This window comes from Candidatus Manganitrophus noduliformans (genome assembly GCF_012184425.1).
Classification (GTDB): Bacteria; Nitrospirota; Nitrospiria; order SBBL01; family Manganitrophaceae; genus Manganitrophus; species Manganitrophus noduliformans.
Genome location: NZ_VTOW01000003.1, coordinates 333,493 through 351,577 on the forward strand (window position 1 = coordinate 333,493; position 18,085 = coordinate 351,577).

General features: G+C 57.4%; 22 protein-coding genes and 1 pseudogene. 6 read left to right on the forward strand and 17 right to left on the reverse strand.

Features of this window, described 5'->3' with window-relative positions:
- The first annotated feature begins 9 nt into the window (after positions 1-9).
- The 6 genes from MNODULE_RS16180 to MNODULE_RS16205 all read left to right on the forward strand — a co-directional run bounded on the left by MNODULE_RS16180 (position 10) and on the right by MNODULE_RS16205 (position 6,839).
- Positions 10-1,593 (forward strand): FAD-binding protein, encoded by a 1,584-nt coding sequence (locus MNODULE_RS16180; protein ID WP_168061753.1) that lies wholly within the window; start codon positions 10-12, stop codon positions 1,591-1,593.
- A gap of 97 nt (positions 1,594-1,690) precedes the next feature.
- Positions 1,691-2,851 carry an ADP-forming succinate--CoA ligase subunit beta gene (gene sucC / locus MNODULE_RS16185; protein ID WP_168061755.1) on the forward strand — a complete coding sequence of 387 codons (1,161 nt, stop codon included), beginning with the start codon at positions 1,691-1,693 and terminating at the stop codon, positions 2,849-2,851.
- 119 nt (positions 2,852-2,970) lie between these two features.
- The gene (sucD, locus tag MNODULE_RS16190; RefSeq protein WP_168061757.1) at positions 2,971-3,963 is read left to right on the forward strand and encodes a succinate--CoA ligase subunit alpha; all 993 of its coding nucleotides are present in this window, start codon (positions 2,971-2,973) and stop codon (positions 3,961-3,963) included.
- Positions 3,960-4,649 (forward strand): deoxyribonuclease V, encoded by a 690-nt coding sequence (nfi, locus tag MNODULE_RS16195; RefSeq protein ID WP_168061759.1) that lies wholly within the window; start codon positions 3,960-3,962, stop codon positions 4,647-4,649. The genes sucD and nfi overlap by 4 nt, the downstream gene beginning before the upstream one ends.
- 273 nt (positions 4,650-4,922) lie before the next feature.
- Positions 4,923-5,984 (forward strand): GNAT family N-acetyltransferase, encoded by a 1,062-nt coding sequence (locus tag MNODULE_RS25295; protein WP_168061760.1) that lies wholly within the window; start codon positions 4,923-4,925, stop codon positions 5,982-5,984.
- 15 nt (positions 5,985-5,999) lie between these two features.
- The gene (locus MNODULE_RS16205; RefSeq protein ID WP_168061762.1) at positions 6,000-6,839 is read left to right on the forward strand and encodes a proline dehydrogenase family protein; all 840 of its coding nucleotides are present in this window, start codon (positions 6,000-6,002) and stop codon (positions 6,837-6,839) included.
- A gap of 15 nt (positions 6,840-6,854) precedes the next feature.
- Here MNODULE_RS16205 and MNODULE_RS16210 read toward each other — a convergent pair whose 3' ends face one another.
- The 17 genes and pseudogenes from MNODULE_RS16210 to MNODULE_RS16290 all read right to left on the reverse strand — a co-directional run bounded on the left by MNODULE_RS16210 (position 6,855) and on the right by MNODULE_RS16290 (position 18,000).
- Positions 6,855-7,409 (reverse strand): GNAT family N-acetyltransferase, encoded by a 555-nt coding sequence (locus tag MNODULE_RS16210; protein ID WP_320412484.1) that lies wholly within the window; start codon positions 7,407-7,409, stop codon positions 6,855-6,857.
- Positions 7,342-7,815 carry an SRPBCC family protein gene (locus MNODULE_RS16215; protein WP_168061766.1) on the reverse strand — a complete coding sequence of 158 codons (474 nt, stop codon included), beginning with the start codon at positions 7,813-7,815 and terminating at the stop codon, positions 7,342-7,344. Before MNODULE_RS16215 ends, MNODULE_RS16210 begins: the two co-directional genes overlap by 68 nt.
- Positions 7,816-7,869: 54 nt before the next feature.
- Positions 7,870-8,784: an SDR family oxidoreductase gene (locus MNODULE_RS16220; RefSeq protein WP_168061768.1), complete on the reverse strand. Its 915-nt coding sequence runs from the start codon at positions 8,782-8,784 to the stop codon at positions 7,870-7,872.
- 210 nt (positions 8,785-8,994) lie between these two features.
- Positions 8,995-9,828, reverse strand: a complete 834-nt coding sequence (locus MNODULE_RS16225; protein WP_168061770.1) for an aldo/keto reductase — start codon at positions 9,826-9,828, stop codon at positions 8,995-8,997.
- Positions 9,829-10,004: 176 nt separating this feature from the next.
- Positions 10,005-10,241, reverse strand: coding sequence for a TfoX/Sxy family protein (locus MNODULE_RS25505; RefSeq protein ID WP_168061772.1), 237 nt, complete (start codon positions 10,239-10,241; stop codon positions 10,005-10,007).
- Between the two features lie 43 nt (positions 10,242-10,284).
- A complete protein-coding gene (locus MNODULE_RS16235; RefSeq protein ID WP_168061774.1) occupies positions 10,285-10,638 on the reverse strand; it encodes a DUF5615 family PIN-like protein in 354 nt (117 codons plus the stop codon).
- A gap of 9 nt (positions 10,639-10,647) precedes the next feature.
- Positions 10,648-10,875 carry a DUF433 domain-containing protein gene (locus MNODULE_RS16240; RefSeq protein ID WP_168061776.1) on the reverse strand — a complete coding sequence of 76 codons (228 nt, stop codon included), beginning with the start codon at positions 10,873-10,875 and terminating at the stop codon, positions 10,648-10,650.
- Between the two features lie 94 nt (positions 10,876-10,969).
- Positions 10,970-11,296 (reverse strand): low molecular weight protein tyrosine phosphatase family protein, encoded by a 327-nt coding sequence (locus MNODULE_RS16245; RefSeq protein ID WP_168061778.1) that lies wholly within the window; start codon positions 11,294-11,296, stop codon positions 10,970-10,972.
- Between the two features lie 156 nt (positions 11,297-11,452).
- Entirely contained in the window at positions 11,453-12,214 is a 762-nt protein-coding gene (locus MNODULE_RS16250) for a hypothetical protein (protein WP_168061780.1), read from the reverse strand.
- Positions 12,215-12,289: 75 nt separating this feature from the next.
- The gene (locus MNODULE_RS16255) at positions 12,290-12,961 is read right to left on the reverse strand and encodes a hypothetical protein (protein WP_168061781.1); all 672 of its coding nucleotides are present in this window, start codon (positions 12,959-12,961) and stop codon (positions 12,290-12,292) included.
- Positions 12,962-13,079: 118 nt separating this feature from the next.
- A pseudogene (locus tag MNODULE_RS16260) lies at positions 13,080-13,310 on the reverse strand (cysteine synthase A); the annotation flags it as partial.
- Between the two features lie 19 nt (positions 13,311-13,329).
- Entirely contained in the window at positions 13,330-13,545 is a 216-nt protein-coding gene (locus tag MNODULE_RS16265; protein WP_168061782.1) for a hypothetical protein, read from the reverse strand.
- A complete protein-coding gene (locus tag MNODULE_RS16270; protein ID WP_168061783.1) occupies positions 13,542-13,868 on the reverse strand; it encodes a DUF4258 domain-containing protein in 327 nt (108 codons plus the stop codon). The genes MNODULE_RS16265 and MNODULE_RS16270 overlap by 4 nt, the downstream gene beginning before the upstream one ends.
- Before the next feature lie 112 nt (positions 13,869-13,980).
- Positions 13,981-14,994, reverse strand: a complete 1,014-nt coding sequence (locus tag MNODULE_RS16275) for a cysteine synthase A (protein ID WP_168061784.1) — start codon at positions 14,992-14,994, stop codon at positions 13,981-13,983.
- Positions 14,995-15,119: 125 nt separating this feature from the next.
- Positions 15,120-15,665 (reverse strand): nucleotidyltransferase family protein, encoded by a 546-nt coding sequence (locus tag MNODULE_RS16280; protein ID WP_168061785.1) that lies wholly within the window; start codon positions 15,663-15,665, stop codon positions 15,120-15,122.
- Positions 15,666-15,921: 256 nt separating this feature from the next.
- A complete protein-coding gene (gene mtnA, locus MNODULE_RS16285) occupies positions 15,922-16,959 on the reverse strand; it encodes an S-methyl-5-thioribose-1-phosphate isomerase (RefSeq protein WP_168061786.1) in 1,038 nt (345 codons plus the stop codon).
- A gap of 126 nt (positions 16,960-17,085) precedes the next feature.
- Entirely contained in the window at positions 17,086-18,000 is a 915-nt protein-coding gene (locus MNODULE_RS16290; RefSeq protein ID WP_168061787.1) for an OmpA family protein, read from the reverse strand.
- Positions 18,001-18,085 lie beyond the last annotated feature (85 nt).

Genomic DNA, 18,085 nt, shown 5'->3' on the forward strand with positions numbered 1-18,085 from the left:
GAAAGGTGAATGAGTTTGGAAGATTCGAAAACACGGGTGAATGAGAGCCGGGCGGCGCGGATGAAAGAGGAGAGGGCGCTCCTCTCTCCGGAAGACAAAGACGCCTTGATCCGGAAGTTTCATCCCGATTATAAGAAAGAGGCGTATCGGACGATTCAGATCGGCCCCAACCAAGGGGAGCAGACGGTTCATGAGCTGGCCAACCTCCTCGAAGGGAAAAGCCCGATCGCTTCCGAAGAGATTTCCCTCTCTCCGCACCATCAGGTGGACCTGCTGATTATCGGCGGGGGGGGCGCGGGGGCGACGGCGGCGCTCACGGCGAAGGCGGCGGGGGCCGGCGTCCTCCTTGCGACCAAGCTTCGGCTGGGCGATTCGAATACGGTGATGGCCGAAGGGGGAATGCAGGTGGCGGTCTCGGCGGAAGATTCTCCCGTGCGCCACTTCCTCGATTCCCTCCGGGGCGGCTACATGAAAAACGATCCGGCGCTCCTGAAGACCCTCGTCGAAGAAGGGCCGGAGGTGGCGAAGTGGCTGATGGACATCGGCGTTCTCTTCGACCGCGAGGCCGACGGCAACCTCAGCATCCGCGGCGGCGGCGGGAGCAGCAAGCCGCGTCTGCTTCGCTGTAAAGATTATACCGGTCTTGAGTTGATGCGGGTCCTCAAGGATTGCGTCCTCAACGAGCAGGTCGAGCTGCTGGAGTTTTCTCCCATCGTCGAGCTTCTGACCGACGGGGAAGGGGCCTGCACCGGCGCCGTCTTGAAGAACCTCGACAACAATCAGTATGTCGTCGTCCAGGCGAAGGCGGTGATCCTGGCGACGGGGGGGATCGGGCGCCTTCACATTCAAGGTTTCCCGACGAGCAATCATTACGGCGCCACCGCCGACGGACTGCCGATCGCTTACCGGGCCGGGGCGAAGCTGACCCTTCAGGATACCTTTCAGTATCATCCGACCGGCGCGGTTTATCCCGAGCCGATGGCGGGGATCTTGGTGACCGAAGCGATCCGGTCGGTCGGGGCGCAGTTGGTCAATGTGAAGGGGGAGCGGTTCATCAATGAGATGGAGACGCGCGATGCGGTCGCCTCCGCCGTGATCCGAGAGTGCGCGGAGGGGCGGGGGGTGGAGACGGCGGCGGGCCGCCGCGGCGTCTGGCTCGACATGCCGATGGTCGATATCGTCAACGGAGAGGGGACCCTGGCCCATCGCTTCCCGAACATGGTCCGGCAGTTCTCGCGTTATCAGATCGATATCCGAAAAGAGCCGGTCCTGGTCTACCCGACGTTGCATTACCAGAACGGGGGAATTCAGATCAATGTCGACGGCGAATCGACCGTCCGGAATCTCTTTGTGGCGGGGGAAGCCTCCGGCGGGATTCACGGCCGCAACCGGTTGATGGGGAACTCCCTTCTCGACATCATCGTCTACGGGCGGCGGGCCGGGCGCGCGGCGTCGAAGCGGGCGACGGAGATCGCCCCCGGAAAGTTGACCCTGGCGCACCTCGATCAATTTCGCGAGGCGCAGAAGAAGGCGGGGGTCGAGTCGAAAACAGTCTCCCCGATGTTATTTCCCGATTATGTGAAGAAGAATTAATTGATGTAGGGGCGCACCGATGTGTGCGCCCTCCCGGTAGTGCAGGGCGGACACGCAGGTCCGCCCCTACGAGGACAATACAGATAAGGACGAATCGATGAACATTCATGAATATCAGGCGAAGGCCCTTTTCGCGAAATATCAGATCCCTGTTCCGAACGGCAAGGTGGCATTTAATCCGCAGGAAGCGCAGGCCGCCGCCGACACCTTGGCGACGCCGATCACGGTGGTGAAGGCGCAGATTCATGCCGGCGGCCGGGGAAAAGCCGGCGGCGTCAAGCTGGCGAAGAATAAATCGGACGTCGCTTCGATCGCCCAGGAGCTGTTGGGAAAAATCCTCATTACCCCTCAGACCGGCCCGCAGGGGAAAGAGGTGAAGAAGCTCCTCGTCGAGGAAGGGGTCGATATCGCGAAAGAGCTCTATGTGAGCTGGGTGGCCGATCGGGGGACCGCGTCGATCGTCCTGATCGCCAGCACCGAAGGGGGGATGGAGATCGAAGAGGTGGCGGCGCACTCTCCCGACAAGATCGTGAAGCTCTCGGTCGATCCGGTGATCGGATACCAGGCGCACCAGGGGCGCACGGTCGGCTTCAAGCTCGGCCTTCCGAAGGAGGTCATCGGGCAATGGGTGGCGATGCTGGGGAATCTCTATCGGCTCTTCATCGAGAAGGACGCCTCTCAGATCGAGATCAATCCGCTGATCATCACCAAGCAGAACAAGCTGATGGCGCTTGACGCCAAGGTGAACTTCGACGACAACGCTCTCCTCCGCCATGAAGATATTCGGGCGTTCCGCGACCTTGACGAGGAAGACCCGCTTGAGACCCGCGCGACGGCGCATGGCCTCAACTACGTGAAGCTCGATGGGACGATAGGCTGCATGGTCAACGGCGCGGGATTGGCGATGGCGACGATGGATGTGATCAAGCTCGCCGGGGCCGAGCCGGCCAACTTCCTCGACGTCGGCGGCGGCGCTTCGAAAGAGACGGTGAAAGAGGCGTTCCAAATCTTGCTCTCCGATCCGAACGTGAAAGGGGTCTTCGTCAACATCTTCGGCGGGATCGTCCGCTGCGAGCGGATCGCCGGGGGGATCATCGAAGCGGCGAAAGAGGTCTCGATCAACGTTCCGCTCGTCGTCCGCCTTGAAGGGACCAATGCGAAGGAGGCGAAGCAGATGCTGGCCGAGTCGGGACTGAATCTGACGGTCGCCGACACGCTGTGGGACGGGGCGCAAAAAATCGTGGCGCAGGTAAGATAAGCGGTCTTCGTTGTGATTCTGAGACGAAGCTGAAGAATCTGAGATCTTTCGCTTTAGCTCAGGATGAAAAGTTGCTGAATGGTATTTAGATTATTTCCAATCTACTTTGAGGAGCGTCGATGAGTATCCTGGTGAATAAGAACTCGCGGATCTTGGTGCAGGGGATCACAGGGAAGGAGGGCTCCTTCCATGCCTCGGCCTGCAAAGCCTATGGGACGAAGGTGGTCGCGGGGGTCACCCCGGGCAAAGGGGGAACCGACTTCGAGGGGATTCCGGTGTTCGATACGGTCGAAGCGGCGGTGGAGAAGACCGGCGCCGACGTGTCGCTGATCTTCGTTCCCCCCCCGTTTGCCGCCGACGCCATCATGGAGTCGGCGCAGGCCGGCGTTCCGTTGATCATCTGCATTACCGAAGGCATCCCGGTGTTGGATATGATGAAGGTGAAGCGGTTCCTCGCCGACAAGCCGGTTCGTCTGATCGGGCCGAACTGTCCCGGCGTCATCACGCCGGAAGAGGCGAAGATCGGGATCATGCCCGGCTTCATTCACAAGAAGGGGAACGTCGGCGTCGTCTCCCGAAGCGGGACCCTCACCTATGAGGCGGTCTGGCAGCTGACGCAGCGGGGACTGGGGCAGTCGACCTGCGTCGGTATCGGCGGCGACCCGGTGAACGGGACCCACTTCGTCGATGTTCTTGGCATGTTCGAGAAAGACCGGCAGACCGAGGCGATCGTGATGATCGGAGAGATCGGCGGCGACGCCGAAGAGCGGGCGGCCGATTACATCAAGCGGAACGTTAGCAAGCCGGTCGTCGCTTTCATCGCCGGGATCACCGCCCCTCCGGGACGGCGAATGGGCCATGCCGGCGCCATCATCGCCGGCGGCAAGGGGACGGCGGACGACAAGATGTCGGCCCTCGAAGCGGCCGGCGTCACGGTCGTGAAAAATCCGGCGCTGATCGGAGAGGCGATCGAGAAGCTGCTCAAGAAAAAGGGGACGGGTGTCAGGGGACGGGTGTCGGGAGGGAAAGCCAAAGCAAAGCCGAAGCTGAAGAGCGTGCCGAAGGCCAAGGCGAAGTCCAAAGCCAAGCCGAAGGGCAAAGCAAAAAAATGAACTTTCTCGATCTTCATCGATGGGATGTGACCCCCCTCGAAGCGATCGAGATCCAGAACCGGCTCCGCAGACAACTTATCTTAGATCAGGCCCCGGCGGTGATCCGAACGATCGCCGGGGTCGACGTTTCCAACGCGTTCGGGTCGAATCGGCTCTTCGCCGCCGTGGTCGTCCTCGATCTTCAACATCCGCAGCCGAAGGGATTCCCGATCCTGGAGGTGGCGACCGCCTCGTTGGAGGTCGCCTTTCCGTATGTCCCCGGTCTTCTCTCCTTCCGAGAAATCCCCGTCGTTTTAAAAGCGTGGGAGAAACTGCAGATCCGCCCCGATTGTTTGATGGCCGACGGCCAGGGGATCGCCCACCCGCGGCGGATCGGCATCGCCTCTCATCTCGGTCTGCTCGTCGATCTTCCTTCCATCGGCTGCGGCAAGACGCGGCTGATCGGCGCCCATCGCGAGCCGGGACCGCTGCAGGGCGAGTGGTCTCCCTTGATCGATCGCGGCGAGACGATCGGCGCGGTCCTCCGGACGCGCGATGGAGTGTCGCCGGTTTTTATCTCCCCCGGTCACCGGATGACCCTCGACCGGGCGGTCGAGATCGTCCTCTCCTCCCAACTCCGCTATCGTTTGCCTGAGCCGACACGGATGGCGCATCAACTCGTAAACGAAGCCCGCCGGGCGGCGTAGCGCCTTCATACGGTCCGAGTGACAGACCTTTCATCTCCGATCGACGCGTGATCTCGATCGTCGCCAATGTAATCCTCCTTTCGAAAGAATTATTTCTTCATCCGTTCCCTCCACCGAAAGTTTTTATTTTTATCAAACAGTGTATCCGCTGTTACAGCAGCCGAAGATCTCTTTGCGATAAAAATTTAAAGACTGGATCGCAGAAGGGTCTCCATCTCATATTTCTACCAAGATGCGAACCTCTCGATCAAACTCATTGATGGATGATGCATCGTGGTTGAAATTGTCGACCGTCTTGAGGATCTCCGCATCCTTTCGACGCCTTGGAACGAGATTGCAGAACCGTTTGGAAATCCCCTGCTTCGTCACGAGTGGTTTGTCGCTTGTGCCGAGGCCTTTTGCCCGCCGCAGCAACTCTCCATTGTTATCGTCCGTTCAAAAGGGAAAATCACCGCGGCGGCGCCGTTGGTTTCTGTTCGACAAAAAGGGATCGAACGACTCGAATTATTGGGTTGTTCTTTTTTGTTTGAGCCGGGCGGGTTTATTTATGAGGACCTCGCCGCGCTGGAAGAACTGGTGGAGGGCATCGTCGCTCTGAAGCGGCCGCTGCTCCTACGAAGGGTCCCCTCCTCCGCTGAAGAAATCCGCCTATTGCGCGGGCGCAGCGAGCGGCATGCCTATACGACGGTCAAGGAAACGGAGGGGTCGCTCTGGCTCTCTTGTAAAGGGGGATGGGCCGAATTCGAGTCGGCCCTTTCTTCTTCCCGCCGCGCCTGTTTCCGGAGGGCGAAAAGGCGGGCGGAGGCCGAGGGAAAGGTGCAGTTTGAGATGGTCTCTCCCGATGCCGAAAACGTCGATCGTTATCTTGAAGAGCTCCTTGTTGTGGAGACGGCCGGCTGGAAAGGACAACATGGAACGGCGCTGCAGTTGAACGAACCGCTGAAGCGGTTTTTTTATCTCTACGCTCAGGCCGCGGCGCGCCTCGGACTCCTTCGGCTTGGTTTTTTCAGGATGGATAAAAAGGCGATCGCCTCCATACTGGCGGTTCAATGCGCCGGCCGGCTCTGGGTCTTAAAGACCGGCTACGATGAAAAATGGGCCCGGTGTTCCCCCGGTGCGCTTCTGATGCATGAGATGATCCGTTATGCCTTCAAGCAGGGGCTCGAAGGATATGAATTCTTGGGAATCGATGAACCTTGGCTGCGGGTCTGGACCGACCAGGCCCACGCCTATGTCTCGACCCGAACCTATCCTTATTCTCCGAAAGGCTTGTTCGGCCTGGGGGTCGATCTCTCTTGCCAAGCGGGCGGCAAGGTCATGCGGCGCTTCAAATAAGAAGGCAGGTTCGGAATGTTGATCCAAATAAAAGAATGGATGGTCCGGCGTCTGGCCGAAAACTACATCGCCGGCCCTCATCTCACCGATGCCCTTCGTCTTTGCCGCCGGGTGGCTGCCCGAGGGTGGGGGAGTATCCTCTGTCCCTGGGACGGGCCGGGGGATACACCGGAAGAGGTTCTCTCAAATTATCAAACGGCGCTGCAGACCATCGCCTCCGAAAAGTTGGACGCCCATCTCTCGATCAAAGCCCCTTCGCTTCGGTATGATTTTGAGGCATTGAAGGAGCTTCTGGCTGTTGCCGGCGAGCGAGGGGTCCGGATTCACTTCGATTCGCATGATTTTGATACCGCCCCGCCCACTTTTCGGTTGCTTGAGAAAGCCGTTCCGTATTACCCCCACATCGGCTGCACGCTTCCTTCTCGATGGCGCCGGAGTTTTTTCGATGCCGAATGCGCCATCGATCTTGGCGCTCCGGTGCGGGTGGTCAAAGGGGAGTGGCCCGATCCTACCGGAGAAGCGATCGATCCGAAGGGACGCTTTTTGGAGCTGATCGATCGGCTGGCCGGCCGGGCGAGGGAGGTGGCGGTGGCGACGCACGATCCGGTGCTGGCCCGGGCCGCGTTGGCGCGGCTTCAAAAATCAGGAACCCCGTGCCGGTTGGAGCAGTTATGGGGGCTGCCGATTCGGGCCAAAGAGGTCGCGGAACCACTGGGGGTCCCTGTTCGGGTTTATATCCCCTATGGCCATGCGTGGCTTCCTTACTGTATCGGTTCGATCCGAAGGCGGCCGGTCATTCTGGCCTGGGTGGCCAGAGATTTTTTTATGACGCGGCGAGGCCTTGGGATTCCTTGATGATGGGGAGACCACTTAAAGCGACTTCCGAAAAATAACCAGCGTCTCCACCTCCTCGAACCCAAGGGCCGCATGGGCGTCGCGGCTGAGACGGTTGACTACTTCCGTATCCGAGCCGATCTCCGTGTAGCCGTGGGCCCGACTCCATCCCTCCGCGGCGTTCATCAGAGCACGGCCGATGCCGCGCCGCCGCCGGTCGGCCTCCACATACCATCCTTCCACGTAAGGCACCGGCGAGCTGATGCAACCCTCCGCGACAGACCGGAGGCCGAGCTCCAGAAATCCGACGAGCGGGCCGTTCTCCTCGGCGACGAAAACAATCAGCGGCGGTTCCGCGGTAAGCATGACAGGTCCCTCCGCTTCGAGTTCGGACCGCGACTCCTGGGGCCACAGCCTGGCGCGAAGCTCGATCCACCGTGGAATGTCTGGAGGCTCGATCGGGCGTATCTGCATTTTACTACCTTTGTGGGCTTTCGAAGGTTCGCGCCGCGAGGGCGCGGGCCTACTTGTTTCGGCGCGTCTCGACGAATGCCGCGAGCTTGTCGATCGCCATTCGCCAGCCGATTTCATTGTCGGCCGGCGAGAGGCCGGGCGGCAGGTTGTCGTGGACGGCGAGCAGATCGGCGCCGCCGGCCGCATCAATGAGTGTGAAGGTGACGGTCATCTCGCCGCGCATCGCGGCATCGTCCGTCTCGAACTCCAGCACTTCAATGACCTGTTCATTGGGAACCAGTTTGACGAAGCGGCCATGGTAGGTGTCGGTGTGGGCGGTCGTCTTGCCGGTCCCGGTCGGCGCGTCGTAGGTAAGCGAGATTCTGAATAGACCCCCTTCGCGGGCATCGAAGGCATGCACGCGGCTGGTCATCCCGTCCGGCACCATCCATGTCGCGACCGCTTGCGCGTCGAGAAGGGCGCGATAGACCTCTGCGCGAGGGGCGTTCAGGTGGCGGCGAATGCGTGTAGAGGCGGCGGCCATCAGTCGAATCTCCCTCAGCGGACGTTGCTTGGTTGGTCATGTCGAGCGGCTGCGTTACCTGTACCCGGTGGCGTCGGCCGGTTTGCCGGGATCCTGCACCTCCACCATGTAGCGCCAGGCATCGGGCTGGGAACCGTCAAGATCGGTGAAGCCGTAAACTTTTGCGAGCTGGCCGCTCGAAAGAGATTGGCCGTTCCAGCGTGATACCTTGGGATCGGCGGCGAGGTGGGCCACGGCGCGGCCGACGTAACGGGGCGTTTCGCTGATCACGAAGTGGGGCTGCTTCGCGGTGGCGTCCCGCCAGTTGGCTTCGGTGACGCCGTAGATATCCAACATCATCTCGGAGCGCAGCCAGCCGGGGGTCAGCGCCACGGCGGTGCATTGATGGGGCGAAAGCTCCTTCGCCTGCGCCCAGGCCATTCGAATGACCGAAGTTTTGGCGAGATCGTAGAAGAGCGACAGCCGGTAGTTTGCATTGTTGTATTCGGCGGTGCCGTCGGTCATCTCGACGAGCAACCCGCCCGGATGTTTGATCAAGAGGGGGAGGGCGAAGTGGCTGGTGATGATGTGGGTGTCGATCGCGAGCCGCAGCAGGCGCAAGCCCTTTTCGAGAGAATGCTCCCACACCGGCACGTTCCACTCGGTCAAGAGTTCCCCTCCCCAGACATCATTCACCAGGAGATCAAGGCGGCCTTGCTCGCGCTCGATCTGCGCGACCAACGCCTTCACTTGCGCCGGGTCTAAATGATCGACCTGCAGGGCGATCCCTCGGCCGCCGGCTTGCTGGACCATCTTGGCGGTCTCTTCGATCGTTTCGGGACGGTTATACTCCGAACGTTGCGCGCGGGTGGTCCGGCCGGTGCAGTAGACCGTGGCGCCCGCCGCGCCGAGCTCGACCGCGATGCCGCGCCCCGCGCCGCGCGTCGCCCCTGCGACCAATGCGACTTTGCCTTGAAGGGGTTGATTCATCTGCCGTTCTCCCGCTTTTATCCGCCCAGGTTCGTTTGATGCCAAACAGGTAGACGCCTTAAAGGCTTTTCTTGCGGCTGGTTTTTAGGTATACGCCGAAAATAGGTGGGTTGTCAAACATTCCATAAGATCAAATATTCTGTTCTTATGGGAACGTATATAAAGAATGAAGAGCAGGGAGAGATCAACCTCGTTGGAATGAGGGTCCCCTCAATGAACTTTCAATGGGGTGGGCTTGCGGGGAGGGGGGTAGGCCTGGTCCAATGCTTCCAGATCGCGGATCGTTAGATGGACATCGAGCGCTTCGCGGTTCTGTCGAACGTGCTCGATCTTGCTCGCCTTCGCGATGACGATCACCTCCTGCTTTTGAAGCAGCCAGGCGAGCGCCGCCTGGGCCGGGGTGATTCCGTGACGTGAGGCGATCTCCTTCAAGAGGGGATCGTCAAGCATGCGCCCCTGCTCGATCGGGGAGTAGGCCATGATCGGAATGTGGCGCTTCAGACACCAAGGGAGGAGCGCGGTCTCCACCTCGCGGTGATAAAGATTATAAAGCACCTGGTCGGTCGCGACCTGTTCGCCGTTCGGGACGGTCACCAGCTCTTTCATATCGGGGAGATCGAAATTGCTGACCCCCCAGTCCCGAATCGCCCCGGCCTCTTTCAGCGCTTCGAAGGCTTCGACGGTTTCGGAAAGGGGATAGTCGCCTCTCCAATGAAGCAGGTAGAGATCGAGGCGATCGGTCTTCAAGCGCTTGAGGCTCCGCTCGCAGGCGGCGACGGTTCCGCGCCGGCTGGCATTAAACGGATACACTTTGCTGACCAGATAAACCTCGTCGCGGCGTCCTTCGATCGCTTCCCCCACCACCTCTTCGGCGCCCCCTTCGCCGTACATTTCCGCCGTGTCGATGAGGGTTAGGCCGAGGTCGAGGCCGAAGCGAAGCGCGGCGATTTCTTCCTGCCGCCGTTCCGGCGTCTCGCCCATTCCCCAGGTCCCCTGGCCGAGCACGGGGACCGGTACTCCTGATGGAAGCGTCACGGTTCTCATTGGGTTTCTCCGATCACACTATGAGATCTTGAAGTATCTATAGATATTCTAAGGCGGTTGAGATGGTTGGAGCAATACTTCGGGGTGATGATCCTCGTGTGATGGAGTGAGGGAGATTTTATTTTCCGTGTTTGGACGTAGATTGTGTTCGCTGTCGATTTCTTCTTTCTCCACCATCACCCATCCGGACATTGCCCGGCCGTTGATGTCGAATGGTTTGACATGCTTTTGTTCAAAGCGCGGTCGGCTTCCTCTTTTCCCAGCCGGAGGATCAAGAATTCTTTATAGACGCCCACGCACATGTTTCCGTTCAGCAGAAATCCGACACCGCCGAACATCTCTTTTTCGGAGAAGCCTTTGCGGGTTTTGAGGAGGGGTTGGAGGCGGTCAGAGAGAGACTTATTATAAGGCATGGCGGCGCCGTTAATGCAATGACGGGTTGTGTTGTTTCGGAGTTTACCCTCGGATTCTAATTTGCTTCTCTTCAACGATCCAGAGATGTCCTTTGACCGGTTCACGAGAAAATACTTGCATCACATGCGTGAAGATGTCGAGAAGATGCGGCTTGTCTTGCCGTTCCAGGCGCAGGACGATTATTCCGGAAAACTGGTCAGGAGGGTAAAGCCGAATATCAGCGAAGTCCGTATCCAATGTTACTAAAGCACGTTCTTCTTGTTGACAAACACTTGCGATATTGGAATCGGCACTACCGCCAAGGTGTTGTTCCGATACCGTCCTCGCATCGTGGCCTTCTTCGCGGAGAAGGCCGGCAATTTCAATGGGAAGATTTTCGTCAACTTTGAATTTCATTAGGTCGTTCTATGCCGGCATGATGACAACCCGCTCTCGCGCGAGTTCGGCTGCGTATGCGATGGCGGCCTGCACGGCTTCGCGAGTGAGGGAAGGATAACTCTGTAAAATCTCATCTGCTGTGAGACCGGCGGCAAGATTATCAAGCACCACGGACACCATGATTCTTGTCCCCTTGATGCACGCCTTACCATGGCAAATCTCCTGATCAACCGTTATATACTCTTTCCAGTTCATCTGAAAAAACCTCCAAAGAATGAGGGACTAAGATATTCTATCACGGTTAACGGGGTGTCGTGGACTTTAGTTCAACTTGACTCCTGATGGTGGCTCAGATGTTGAGGTACTTCGGAACCTTTGTTTCTAAGAGTTGAACGAGTTCCTTTTGCATATAATCGTAATCATCTGGAATTCCTAGGACGATGATCCGTTTTCCTTTAAGTGGTCCGTTGAACTGCTTGCTGAGATTTTTCTTGTGACCCGCTTCCATGACAAAGATGGCATCGGCCCATTCGATCATCTCCGCCGAAACCCGAAGCTCCGCGTCGTGATTGAGCCCGGCGGACATCGCCTCTACGTTCGGCCATTTTGAAAAGACCGCTTCGGCCGTCGGGCTCCGAAGACGATTCTGGCTGCAGATGAAAAGAAGTTTTTTCATTGCTGGTTTATGGAATTAACGAGCGGGGTGACGAGGTTATCCAGATTCAAGACCCGACCCCCATAACCAGACCCCCAGACCCCCATAACCAGACCCCCATAACCACGTGAATTAAGTATGGTGCCCCGGAATTCGAAATGGGTAAAAAGCAAAAAATCAAGAACGGGTTTTGACGAAATTATCAAACTGTCCGATAGCGTGCGAGACGGCATTGCTGATCTGCACAATCGTTGGAATAATCGGTTGAAACTTGAAAAACTCGATATCGCCAAAAAATATATCAACCGTAGAATCGGTATCGGGATTGAATTCAATGGTGCTGCCAGGTACAATTCCGAGGGTCATAATTCTACTCCGGCCGATTTTGTCCATCCCACACATCTGATTCGTGACTGTAAGAGCTACTATTCCATCAGGGCGGATAACAGTCATACGACGGATAGAGGACACATTTACTGTGGGCGTGAGAATAATATGCTTGTCCTCAACGTCAAGGCAATGAAGCGCGTAAAGTATCTCGCCCTTCCCCCCTTTATATGCTTCGAAGGAAGCAAGGAATTCCTTCGTATCGCTCCGGGGTGTTTTTATTCCATTACACGTGCCTTTATACCCAGGTAATTCAGCTCCGGTCGGAAAGGTTGTGTATCGATCCTGTGTGCCGCCATCCAAACCGATCAATTCCCATGTCGCATGATCAAGGGCGGTCCTAAGATTATGGATACTATCCCCCAAGATGAGTGGAATGGCGGATGGAGCTTGCTCGCGGAGGTTCATCTCGATAGTGATTTCGTTACCGTTTGGATTATGGCGAACGCTAAGAGTGTAGGGGTGACGCTGCAAAAAAGCATTGATAGTAGACCTCAGATCAACGATGTGTTGATTGCCCCGTTCAATCTTTAGTCGAGCACCTTCGAACATTATTTTTCTTGGTTAATGTTTGCGCACTTTCTCGTCTGACGGAGTCATGATTCTAAGGGTTTGACATTGAGAGAGTTAAGTTTCGTCAGCGTTCTGAACAGTATTGTTTCTCCCAGATTGTCTATCGAACTCAATATGGTAATCGTAGAGACTGCGAAAAAGTTCTTCATCGCCAAACGCTTTTGCAACAAGAGCGAAGGAAATTATGCTGCGGAAAAAGTAGTTCCAAAGGTCATGCTGGTGTTCCTCTTGGAGGGGGGTGCCGCGCATGCCATTTACATGAAAATGGGGTGGATTTCCGCCAAACATATCCATGATCTGTGGTGAGGCACCATGTACATATCCCGAATAGGTTTTTGAAAGCGTGCGCGCAGCTTCCACGCCAGTGCTTGGGTCAAGCCCGGGTCCACTTACTTGCGCAATATAGGCGCGAATCTTGGTGCGCTTTACCATTAGGCGTTTCTGAGTTGATTCAATCGCTGAAGGTGCGTCGAATTCTTCCTCATAGAATGCGTCGAGATACTTTTGATGAAGCGGTATTCGATTGTTGAAGATGACGGCATACGACAGGAACGTGATGTCCTCGTGAAACTCATCGAGCATTCGTTGCAACGCAGCTTGTTCTTGGACGAAACCTTTCTCCATAAGCAGGCGCGCTGCATGCAAACCTGAAATGACCCGGGCGAGTTTCTGGACCATCGCTTGATGAATGGTCTTTTCGATGTACCGGAAGGCAAAGGAGTCCATATGGGGTACCCTCTGCGGAGGTGGTACACGCCCTTCCAACATGCGAAATGTATCAGTCATAATGTTGAGAGCTTGATTATACAACGTGTCCACAGCGGCCTCATATACATTAGACGTTTTAAAGGCAATTATCCAGCCACTCCGGCACCGGCAACTTTTGTTCCCGGAGGAAAGCCGGATTGAAAAGTCTCCGTTGATACCGCAGGCCGCTGTCGGCCAGAATCGTCACGATGGTATGCCCCGGCCCCAGCTTGCGCGCCAGCCGAACCGCCCCGGCGATGTTGATCCCTGATGATCCCCCCACGCAGAGCCCTTCGTCGTCGGGAATCTGATACGCCTCGTCGATCGGGCGCCGATAAAAGTAATTCTTACGGGGCGACGGGGGTGAGAGTGAAGACACGGGCGAATCGTGTTGCATCCTTAATATCGCCGCGGCGTAAGGCTTCCCGAACGTCATCGAGCTTGTAGACATCTTCGAGAGCCAAATACGGCGACCAACCCTCATCCGTCTCGATGAGTTCAACCTCGACCTCGGCAATATATTTTCCCTCTCGGACCAGTTTTGTATGGGATCTTCTCTTCATTGTTTTTTTCTCCGTAGAAAGTCATCTGTCCATTGCGAAGGATCGGGTCGATAGGCCGTGACAAGAACCGCAGGGGAGGAGGTGTTTTTAGGAATTCCCCAAACGACGTGAACCGGTTGATCATCTCGATCTTTTTGTAAAACCAATACGCATGGACCTTTTAGATAGTCAGGATAATCTTCCACCACAACGGCCTGTGCGATTCCCTTGATAATATCTCTCACAAAAATCTGATCTGCGGCCAATTCGTCATAACCGTGATCAGAAATCTTCACCTCTCTGCGTTCCACTAAACTCAGAATACGGTTAAAGGTTTCGCTCATAGAGATATGTTAGCATGTAAAAGTAAGTATTGCATGTCAATCGATGCGATGAGGTGATGAACTTGAATAGGCCGTAGAACGACGCAGTTCATTGCTTGAACCCGGATGCACTTTAATGAGAACTCGCTTCCAGCCACTCCGGCACCGGCAATTTCTGCTCCCGCAGGAACGCCGGATTGAAAAGTCTCCGTTGATACCGCAGGCCGCTGTCGGCCAGAATCGTCACGATGGTATGCCCCGGCCCCAGCTTGCGCGCCAGCCGAACCGCCCCGGCGACATTGATCCCCGATGAGCCCCCCACGCAGAGCCCTTCGTCCCGCAATAAATTAAAAATATAGGGGAGGGCTTCGTCGTCGGGGATCTGGTATGCCTCGTCGATCGGGGCGCCGACCAAATTTTCGGTGACGCGGCTCTGACCGACCCCCTCGGCAATCGAATCCCCCTCCGACTTCAACTCGCCATGCTTGTAATAGTTGTAGAGCGCGGCCCCCATCGGATCGGAAAGGGCGATGACTACCTTCGGGTTCCGCGCCTTCAGCGCCATGCCGACCCCCGCCAGTGTTCCCCCGGTTCCGACGGCGCAGTTGAACCCGTCGATCTTTCCGCCGGTCTGCTCCCAAATCTCCGCGCCGGTCGTCGCGGTGTGGAACTCGCGGTTGGCGACGTTGTCGAATTGTCGCGCCCAGAAGGCGGCGCCGGGGGACACTTCGTTCATTTCTTGGGCGAGCTGACCGGCGATCTTGACGAAATGCCGCGGCGTCGAATAGGGGGCCTCGGGAACCAGCTTCAACTCCGCGCCGAAGAGCCGCAGCGCCTCGAACTTTTCCGGGCTTTGCGTTTCGGGGATGACGATCAGGGTGCGATACCCCAGGACCCGCCCGATCATCGCCAATCCGATCCCGGTATTCCCCGCGGTCCCCTCGACGATCGTTCCCCCTTTTTTCAAAAGGCCCTGTTTTTCCGCATGGCGAATAATGCCGAGCGCGGTCCGATCTTTGATCGACCCGCCGGGGTTGAGAAACTCCGCTTTCCCTAAAATGTTGCAACCGGTCGCCTCGGACGGCCCCTTCAGCCGAATGAGCGGGGTCCCGCCGATCAGGTCGAGTACATTCGAACGAATATCCATTTTTATCCTTTTTTATCCTTTGGATAGGTTTTAATTAAAGCATGTTCACGGAATGATTAAGAGCATTGGAATGGGGCTCTTCGCCCCAAGCCCCACGACTTCGGTGTTCACGACGACAATCCGGCTTATTTTAAAACAAACCGGAGTTCATCGACAAGGCCAAGCCGTCTGGCCTGCGAAGACAAATAATCAAAGTCGATTGTCTTTTTACAGTTCACCGCAAGGGCGTTCGCATCTTCAAAATCGCGCGGTCTTCCCACGCGGAGTTTCATTAGAATGAGGTCTTCCGGAGAAGCAACCCAAAGTGTATTTTCCCCGAGCCGTTTGCGCCGCTTTCGTTGAAAAATGTTTTGCTCGAAGGGACCTTCCGCCCGTCTCAGATCGACCGAAACCGATCCCCGTCTTAACCGAATCTGCCGGTCCTGAAGAAGGGGATTTTCGGCCCACCACTGCCGGTCGACCTGAAATCCCGCTTCAGGGGCTGCATCAGAGAGCGCGTTAAAATTTTCGGGGATAGAAATCAGAAGGTCGATGTCGAGCGTGGTCCGGGGACGGGCCCAGAGACCGACGGCCAGGGCGCCGATAAGGAGATGCGGAATCTTTTTACCTCGGAGGAATCTTAAGACTTCCAGAAGAACCGTTTCGGGTTGATCGCTTCTTGTTCGCTTCACGCCAATTTTCCCACTCGGTTTTCCACATTTGGTCAATCCGGTCCTGGCGGCGCATCCAAGCGGAGAGATCTTCTCCTCTCTCCCGGCACTGCGCTTCCACCATCCTGATTCCCAAAGACATCAATTCAAAAACCTGCCGCGACCGCTCTTTTGCAGAGAGGGAAGGAAGCGTTCGATTCTCCTCGCGGACCCGATCGAGACGCTTCAGCCAAAGAGGGATGGGAAGAGGTCCCGCATCGGTCCGGTTCCGCATCGATCAACCGCGCTTGGATGGTTTTAGTCTGACGATCTCTTCCGGCTTGAAGACCCCCTTGTCGGTGATGATGGCGGTGATGTATTTGGCGGGAGTGACGTCGAAGGCGGGGTTGGCGGTGGTGGCGCCGGTGGCCCAGATCTGGTTTCCGGCGATGTGGGTCAGCTCGGCCTGATTCCGCTCTTCGATCGGGATTTCGTCTCCGGAGGAGATGCTGAAATCGATCGTGGAGTAAGGGGCGGCGACGTAGAAGGGGATGCCGTGCTCTTTGGCGAGAACGGCGACGCTGTAGGTGCCGATCTTGTTGGCGGTGTCTCCGTTGGCGGCGATCCGGTCGGCGCCGACGACGCAGCGCTGGATCTTTCCCCGCCGCATGAAGAAGCCGGCCATGTTGTCGGTGATGACGGTGACCGGGATGCTGTCTTGCACCAGCTCCCAGGCGGTCAGCCGCGCCCCTTGAAGGACCGGCCGGGTTTCGTCGGCGTAGACGGCGATCTTCTTGTTCGCCTCCCAGGCGCTGCGGATGACGCCGAGCGCCGTGCCGTAGCCGCCCGTGGCGAGGGCCCCCGCGTTGCAATGGGTCAGGACGCCGTCGCCCGCCTCGATGAGCGCCGCGCCGAATTTCCCGATGGCGCGGTTCATCTCGATGTCTTCTTGCAGGATGGCGTGCGCTTCATCCAACATGATTTTTTTGAGCGCTTCGGGCGATTCGGTCCGATGGGCCTGCGCCGTTTCCTTCATCCGCTGGATGGCCCAGAAGAGATTGACCGCGGTCGGCCGGGTGGCGGCGAGCAGATCGCAGCTCGGAAGAAGCTGTTTGTAGAAATCATCGAAGGATTGGGCGGAGATCTTCTGCGCCGCCAGCGCGATCCCATAAGCGGCGGTGATCCCGATGGCCGGCGCCCCGCGGACCCAGAGCTCCTTGATCCCGCGCGCCACGGTTTCGACATCGGTGCAGTCGACGAAGATCACCTCGGTCGGCAGCTTCGTCTGATCGAGCAGGCGGACCGCCCCTTTTTTCCATTCAACGGCATTGACCATGGGGCCGATTTTAGGGGAAGAGGGAGGGAATTGTCAATCGATTTGAGGCTGTCATTTTTATGAAAAGAAGGGTCCGGTCCGCCCGGGGGGTGAGGCGGCGGACCGGACCCTTTGCTGCGCGGGTGTTTATCGGTTATCGGTCATTTGAGGGGGCTCGACGGAAGAGACGATCTCCTGGAGGTCTTTGGGATAGAGAACGATCTCGATTCGTCGGTTTCGCTGTTTCCCCTCGGGGGTGTCGTTCGGGGCGACCGGCCGATACTCCGCCAGCCCGACGGCCGACAGGTTCTCCGGAGAGATGCCGAGCTCGGAGAGATATCGGACCACCTGGGTCGCGCGCGAGGCGGAGAGCTCCCAGTTGCTCGGGAATTTTCCGGCCAGCCGGGGGCCGATCGGGACGTTGTCGGTATGTCCCTCGATCCGGATACTGTTCTCCTTCACGTTCTTCAAGATGTCGCTGACCTTCTTGAGAACCCCTTTTCCTTCGGAGGTCACCTGGTCGCTCCCGGAGGCGAAGAGAATTTTATCGACGATCTCCACGGAGAGCCGGTCCTTCAGCTGCGTGATTTTGACGCTTCCGTCGGTGATCTCCTTTTGAAGCTCCCCGATCAGCTGTTGATGGGTCTTCTCCGATTCCCGGAGCTCTCTCTCGCGCCGGGCGGCCTCCTCTTCGGTGACTTTCAATGCCTCCTCCAGCCGGTTGATCATCGCCTGCCGGGACTGATCGGTCTCTTCAAAGGTTCCCTTCATCTGAAGCATCTGGTCTCTTAATTCCTGCTCCGTCTTGTTTCCGGTCTCCTTCGCGAGGGAGAGCTGCTGCTCCAGCAGAGCGAGATCCTTTTCCCGTTTCGACGCGGCCGCCCTCGCCTCTTCGAGCGATTTCTCCAGCGCGGCCCGTTTCTGCCGCTCTTCCTGAAGCTGCGCGGCGGAAGATTCCCGTTGAGCCACCTCCGCCAGGTAGCGGCTTTTCGTGACGCAGCCCCCGGTCCAGAAGAAGAAAAACAAAAGAATGATCCCACTCAAACGATGTTTCGACTTCATAACGCTTTCTCCATACAGAGAGGTGAGTAAAAAGGGTCCATCGGGATAACAAGGAGATCATCATGATCTTCGCAGATCCTCCTCA

Bases quoted from the DNA above. Each gene is read 5' to 3' on its own strand.
- MNODULE_RS16180 (WP_168061753.1), top strand. From the start codon at position 10: ATGAGTTTGGAAGATTCGAAAACACGGGTGAATGAGAGCCGGGCGGCG.
- sucC (WP_168061755.1), top strand. From the start codon at position 1,691: ATGAACATTCATGAATATCAGGCGAAGGCCCTTTTCGCGAAATATCAG.
- sucD (WP_168061757.1), top strand. From the start codon at position 2,971: ATGAGTATCCTGGTGAATAAGAACTCGCGGATCTTGGTGCAGGGGATC.
- nfi (WP_168061759.1), top strand. From the start codon at position 3,960: ATGAACTTTCTCGATCTTCATCGATGGGATGTGACCCCCCTCGAAGCG.
- MNODULE_RS16205 (WP_168061762.1), top strand. From the start codon at position 6,000: ATGTTGATCCAAATAAAAGAATGGATGGTCCGGCGTCTGGCCGAAAAC.
- MNODULE_RS16210 (WP_320412484.1), bottom strand. From the start codon at position 7,409: ATGAAATCGGCTGGCGAATGGCGATCGACAAGCTCGCGGCATTCGTCG.
- MNODULE_RS16215 (WP_168061766.1), bottom strand. From the start codon at position 7,815: ATGGCCGCCGCCTCTACACGCATTCGCCGCCACCTGAACGCCCCTCGC.
- MNODULE_RS16220 (WP_168061768.1), bottom strand. From the start codon at position 8,784: ATGAATCAACCCCTTCAAGGCAAAGTCGCATTGGTCGCAGGGGCGACG.
- MNODULE_RS16225 (WP_168061770.1), bottom strand. From the start codon at position 9,828: ATGAGAACCGTGACGCTTCCATCAGGAGTACCGGTCCCCGTGCTCGGC.
- MNODULE_RS25505 (WP_168061772.1), bottom strand. From the start codon at position 10,241: ATGCCTTATAATAAGTCTCTCTCTGACCGCCTCCAACCCCTCCTCAAA.
- MNODULE_RS16235 (WP_168061774.1), bottom strand. From the start codon at position 10,638: ATGAAATTCAAAGTTGACGAAAATCTTCCCATTGAAATTGCCGGCCTT.
- MNODULE_RS16240 (WP_168061776.1), bottom strand. From the start codon at position 10,875: ATGAACTGGAAAGAGTATATAACGGTTGATCAGGAGATTTGCCATGGT.
- MNODULE_RS16245 (WP_168061778.1), bottom strand. From the start codon at position 11,296: ATGAAAAAACTTCTTTTCATCTGCAGCCAGAATCGTCTTCGGAGCCCG.
- MNODULE_RS16250 (WP_168061780.1), bottom strand. From the start codon at position 12,214: ATGTTCGAAGGTGCTCGACTAAAGATTGAACGGGGCAATCAACACATC.
- MNODULE_RS16255 (WP_168061781.1), bottom strand. From the start codon at position 12,961: ATGGACTCCTTTGCCTTCCGGTACATCGAAAAGACCATTCATCAAGCG.
- MNODULE_RS16265 (WP_168061782.1), bottom strand. From the start codon at position 13,545: ATGAAGAGAAGATCCCATACAAAACTGGTCCGAGAGGGAAAATATATT.
- MNODULE_RS16270 (WP_168061783.1), bottom strand. From the start codon at position 13,868: ATGAGCGAAACCTTTAACCGTATTCTGAGTTTAGTGGAACGCAGAGAG.
- MNODULE_RS16275 (WP_168061784.1), bottom strand. From the start codon at position 14,994: ATGGATATTCGTTCGAATGTACTCGACCTGATCGGCGGGACCCCGCTC.
- mtnA (WP_168061786.1), bottom strand. From the start codon at position 16,959: ATGGTCAATGCCGTTGAATGGAAAAAAGGGGCGGTCCGCCTGCTCGAT.
- MNODULE_RS16290 (WP_168061787.1), bottom strand. From the start codon at position 18,000: ATGAAGTCGAAACATCGTTTGAGTGGGATCATTCTTTTGTTTTTCTTC.